The 4,755-nt window shown below is 63.7% G+C and carries 4 protein-coding genes and 1 pseudogene; all 5 read left to right on the top strand.

What is annotated here, in order from left to right; translation table 11 throughout:
• Nucleotides 1-905, top strand: a 905-nt coding sequence (locus HR086_RS44800; protein WP_174468711.1) for a cupin-like domain-containing protein, incomplete at its 5' end; no start/stop codon positions are given.
• 32 nt (nucleotides 906-937) lie between these two features.
• The gene (locus tag HR086_RS44805) at nucleotides 938-1,381 is read left to right on the top strand and encodes a very short patch repair endonuclease (RefSeq protein WP_174462795.1); all 444 of its coding nucleotides are present in this window, start codon (nucleotides 938-940) and stop codon (nucleotides 1,379-1,381) included.
• A 73-nt stretch (nucleotides 1,382-1,454) separates the two neighbouring features.
• Nucleotides 1,455-2,693 (top strand): DNA cytosine methyltransferase, encoded by a 1,239-nt coding sequence (locus HR086_RS44810; protein WP_254614575.1) that lies wholly within the window; start codon nucleotides 1,455-1,457, stop codon nucleotides 2,691-2,693.
• 194 nt (nucleotides 2,694-2,887) lie between these two features.
• Nucleotides 2,888-3,778, top strand: a complete 891-nt coding sequence (locus HR086_RS44815) for a GIY-YIG nuclease family protein (protein ID WP_174462796.1) — start codon at nucleotides 2,888-2,890, stop codon at nucleotides 3,776-3,778.
• Between the two features lie 215 nt (nucleotides 3,779-3,993).
• Nucleotides 3,994-4,755 (top strand): annotated as a pseudogene (locus HR086_RS44820) (restriction endonuclease); the annotation flags it as partial.

The raw sequence follows: 4,755 nt of genomic DNA on the forward strand, positions 1-4,755 counted from the left end.
TGCCGGAGGAGGGCACGTTCGCGGACTTCGCGGGTCGACTGAAGGCGGCGGTGGAGACGGGCGAGTACGTCTACATGCAGAACGGGATGCTGGAGCAGTCGCACGTCCGGGAGAAGCTGCGCTTCGACTTCCTGCGGTTCACCGAGCCGCGTGGCGTGGAGAGCAAGTTCTGGATTGGCTCGGATGGGCAGGTGGTGAACCTGCACTACGACGACTGCATCAACTTCATCTGCATGTTCGAGGGAACCAAGCGGGTGACGATGTTCCCGCCGGAGCAGTTGGCGAACCTGTACCACGCGCCGTTCGACGTGCTGGCGGGAGGCGCGCCCACGACGAGCGTGCAGTTGTTGAACATGGATTTGGAGCGGCATCCGAGGTTCCGCACGGCGTTGGAGCATGCGTGTGTCGCGGTCGTCGAGCCCGGGGAGGCGCTGTTGATTCCGCCCTTCTGGTGGCACCACGTGGAGTCGTTCGGGGCGATGCATGTGATGGTGAACAGCTTCATCACGACGATTCCGTCCTCGGCGACGTTGGAATTGTGGAAGGACCTGTCGGCGGGAATGAGGGCGCTGGCGAGGGCCACACCGGAGGAGCGGAGCCGGGAGCGGGACATCTTCCGGCGGCGCGTGTTCGGGAACGAGGAGGGTGGGGACACGTCACCGCTGGCGGAGCAGGCGCGCAAGACGTTCCAGGCACTGCCTCGCTCCTGGCGGGAGCATGTCGCCAGGTTGTGGGAGGCGTTCGCCTTCCAGACGCATGGGACGCCGTTCGAGGTGACGCCGGGAGGGATTGAGGGACTCCTGGAGCGACAGGCGGGACAGCTCACGCTCTACCCGAACGCCAACATGCTCGCGGAGATGCCGGATGTGCTGGAGCTGCCTCAGGGGGACCCGGACCCGCGGTAGCAGGGAAGTCTCCGGCCCGACTCGATTCGCGCATGGACACGCTCAGTCCCAAGGAGCGAAGCGAACGAATGTCCCGCGTGCGCGACCGGGACACGAAACCGGAGCTGCGCGTCCGCCGACTGGTCTCGGGCATGGGCTACCGGTATCGCCTCCAGTACAAGAAAGTTCCAGGGCGCCCCGATCTCGCCTTCCCCGGAAAGAAGAAGGCCCTCTTCGTTCACGGGTGCTTCTGGCACCGGCACCCGGAGCCGGGCTGTCCTCTCGCCCGCCTGCCAAAATCCCGGCTCGATTTTTGGATGCCCAAGCTGGATGGGAACCGCGCGCGCGATATTCGCAAACTCGAGGAGCTTCGGAATCTGGGGTGGTCGGCCCTCGTTGTCTGGGAGTGCCAGTTGCGCGACGAGGGCGCCCTGCGGGAAATCATCCGCGAGTTTCTGGACACGCCTCGGAAACCCGGTCCGATTCCGTCCCCCTGAGGCACGGGGTGGCGAGCGCCACGGCGCTCACGGTCCGACCAAAACCCTCTTGCACTTCGAGGCCGGGATCGACATGGATACGCCCCCCATGAACTCCATCGAGCTGTTCACCGGCGCGGGTGGACTGGCCCTGGGCACGCACCAAGCCGGATTCCGCCACCGCGGCCTCGTCGAGTGGGACGAGGACGCCTGCGACACCCTGCGCAACAACGCGAGTGCGAACTCCGTTCCCGGCATCCAGCACTGGAGAATCCACCACACCGACATTCGGCTTCTCTCCTTCGACATGTTCGGGAATGGAGATGTGGACCTCGTGGCTGGCGGGGCGCCTTGCCAGCCCTTCAGCCTGGGGGGGAAGCATCGCGCCCAGGATGACGCGCGGAACATGTTCCCCGAGTTCGTGCGCGCCGTGCGGGAGCTCCAGCCGCGCGCGTTCATTCTGGAGAACGTGAAGGGGCTCCTCCGGGCGAGCTTTCAGAACTACTTCGAGTACATCAAGCTGCACCTGACGTACCCGACCATCACGAAGAAGCGGACCGAGGAGTGGCCCGAGCATCGGACTCGGCTCGAGGACGTCCACACGCGAGGACGGTTTCAAGGTGTCAGATACAACGTCGTCGCCCAGCTCTTGAACTCCGCCAATTACGGAGTGCCGCAACAGCGGGAGCGCGTCTTCATCGTGGGCTTCCGCGCGGACACGGGGCTGGAGTGGCATTTCCCGGAGCCGACCCACAGCGAGGACGCACTCATCTGGGACAAGCACGTCACGGGTGAGTACTGGAAGCGCCATGGTGTCCGGCAGCCGGCTTCGAGCAAGGCCTTCGCCCTCAGCGGCGTGCGGATGCGCGACTTGGAGAACGGGCAGCCCATCCCAACGAAGCCCTGGGTGACGATTCGCGACGCCATCGCGGACATGCCCGAGCCTCGCGTGGACCGAGACGCGAAGGGCTTCACGAACCACAAGCTCATGCCGGGCGCCAAGGTCTACCCAGGTCACACGGGAAGCCCGCTCGACATGCCGTCCAAGACCCTCAAGGCGGGTGTCCACGGCGTGCCTGGCGGAGAGAACATGATCTCCTTCGAGGATGGCTCCGTGCGCTACCTGACCGTCCGAGAAGCTGCACGGGTCCAGACGTTTCCGGACTCCTGGCGGTTTGAAGGCGCGTGGTCCGAGGTCATGCGGCAACTCGGGAACGCGGTCCCGGTGGGCCTGGCGGCGGTGGTGGCACGCAGCGTCGCGTCCAAGCTCAAGTCCTCGGAGGGCAAAGAGCCCTCTCCAACGGACGAACAACCCTCTGCGCCAGCACAGTAACAAAGCGAGCTGAACTCGACGTTCGGTACAGGAACAAGCGAAGTTGTCGGTAAGGCGAGTCCGGATGCGATTGGAGACTCGGCGGTTCATTCTTACGGCACCAATAGGATGCCTTGGCTCGCTCATCAATCCGGCCAAGGCACTCAATCCGCGGAATCAGAGAATTTCGAAACCGAGGGTGCTAGAATTTCCGCGTGTCCTCATCAAAGCCCACGTTCTTCGCCACGGACTTCAAGCTCAGCATTACCAAGGCACTCGCCGATCAGCTCGCCGAAAAGCTGGACATCAACGATGGCCCATTACGAAAAGCGCCGCTCACCCAAGAGAATATCAACAGCCTTGAGTCGCGCCCCGGCGTGTATCTACTGTTTCACAATGATCGACGAGTCTACGTCGGGAAGGCACAACAATCACTCCCGACCCGGCTTCTGAATCACCGAAGAAAACTAAGCGGTCGAAAGAATATTACCCTCGAAGAGATTAGCTTCGTCTGCCTCTATGTAGACGAGGATCTCGACGCCGCCGCCCCTGAACGACTTCTGATCAAGAAGTATCGACAGACAGGCGAAGCAACGGCCAATGGGGTTCCTTGGAATACGAACGGCTTTGGGAACAAGGACCCAGGCAAGAATCGCGATACGAGCGAAGTCGCCGCGAACCATTTTGACGCGCAATATCCAATCAATCTGGCATTTAGAGTGCAGGGGCTCGATCTAGGGGACACGACGCTTGGCAAGTACCTCTCCCAGCTAAAATCCAACCTTCCCTACAATCTTCGCTTCGAGAAAAAGGCCCCAGCCACACAGGCATACAACGCGCGAGTACACGTTACTCAGGCCATGCCAACCGCCCAAGAGGCTATTGATTTCGCGATTCGGGCGTTGCCGGAACAGTGGCAAGTGACGGCGCTTCCGGGCTACCTCATCCTCTACCCCAATCCCAAACAAATACCATATCCGAGCGCTATTTATCGCTGGGTTCGAACGAGAGAGGGAGTCGACGCCCAAAGCCAGGAGATGAAAACTGCCCCCGTCGCCGAATTCGACGAGCGCGAGACCGACCTGATCGACGAAGACATCGACTGACAAGCGCCTCCCGCACGCGGCACAGCCCACGAATCAATGCCTGTTTCATGGGAGTAGGCCTCGTCGCTGCCCATAAGGGAGTCGTGGCCGACCCGTCCACGCAGGTTGTGCGCCATTGGATGGAGCTCGGCCCCTCCTGGCTTGCCAGCGGTGTCTGTGCGGGAGCAGGCTTCCATCCCAGCGTGACGGGTCCATCTCAGGAGACCCGTGGGGGAATGGCCTTGCTGTCACCGGCGGACACCGCGCTCCTGGACTCGCTGGACCGGCATGCCCGGCGGCGCGCGGAGGGTATCCCCACGCTGAGCGTCCTCGTCGGTCCTCAAGACCGCGCCCTCCTCCTCTGGGATGAATGGCTTCACCGCAGCGGATTGAAAGCCACCTCCTCGGGCAGCGAGGACCTTCGCACCACCGTCTCCACCTGGGCCTCCGCCCTCGCCACCGAGCGCAATCTCTCTCGTGACGCGGAGAGCTATGTCGTCCTCTCCCAACGCGCCTTCTCCCCTCGCGAGCTGCACTTCGAGGGCAAGACGCCTCACGAGCGCCACGTCCTCTTCGAGCGACTGGAACCTCCCCACGCAGAGCCCGTCACCTGGGCCCTGTGCCGACAGCTCCTCGTTGCCCCTTCGCCTGCCACGCCCGGCGAACTCTCGGCCGAGGTTCGCGAGGCCATCGCTCGCGATCCCCTCCGCATCCTCCACGCCCTCCTCTGCCTCATCCCCGAGGGCCGCGCTCCCGCGCTCCAACTCCGCGTCTCCCCTTCCGACCCGCGCAGCCTGCGCACGGCGACCGCCCTCTGCTCCGCGGCTCCCATGCTCCATGTCGCCTGCGTGCTGCCCCCCGACGCCCTCGGCGAACCGCGTGGCCGCAAGGAGTCTCATGCCCTCGCCATGCTGCGTGAGGGCCTCCTCGAACTCCCAGACCCCGGCAGCGTGTCCGCGCCAGTCGCAGTGACGTCCAACGCGGCGCCACCCCCTCCC

Source organism: Myxococcus sp. CA039A, assembly GCF_013336645.1.
Lineage (GTDB): Bacteria > Myxococcota > Myxococcia > Myxococcales > Myxococcaceae > Myxococcus > Myxococcus llanfairpwllgwyngyllgogerychwyrndrobwllllantysiliogogogochensis.

Bases quoted from the DNA above. Each gene is read 5' to 3' on its own strand.
- HR086_RS44805 (WP_174462795.1), top strand. From the start codon at position 938: ATGGACACGCTCAGTCCCAAGGAGCGAAGCGAACGAATGTCCCGCGTG.
- HR086_RS44810 (WP_254614575.1), top strand. From the start codon at position 1,455: ATGGATACGCCCCCCATGAACTCCATCGAGCTGTTCACCGGCGCGGGT.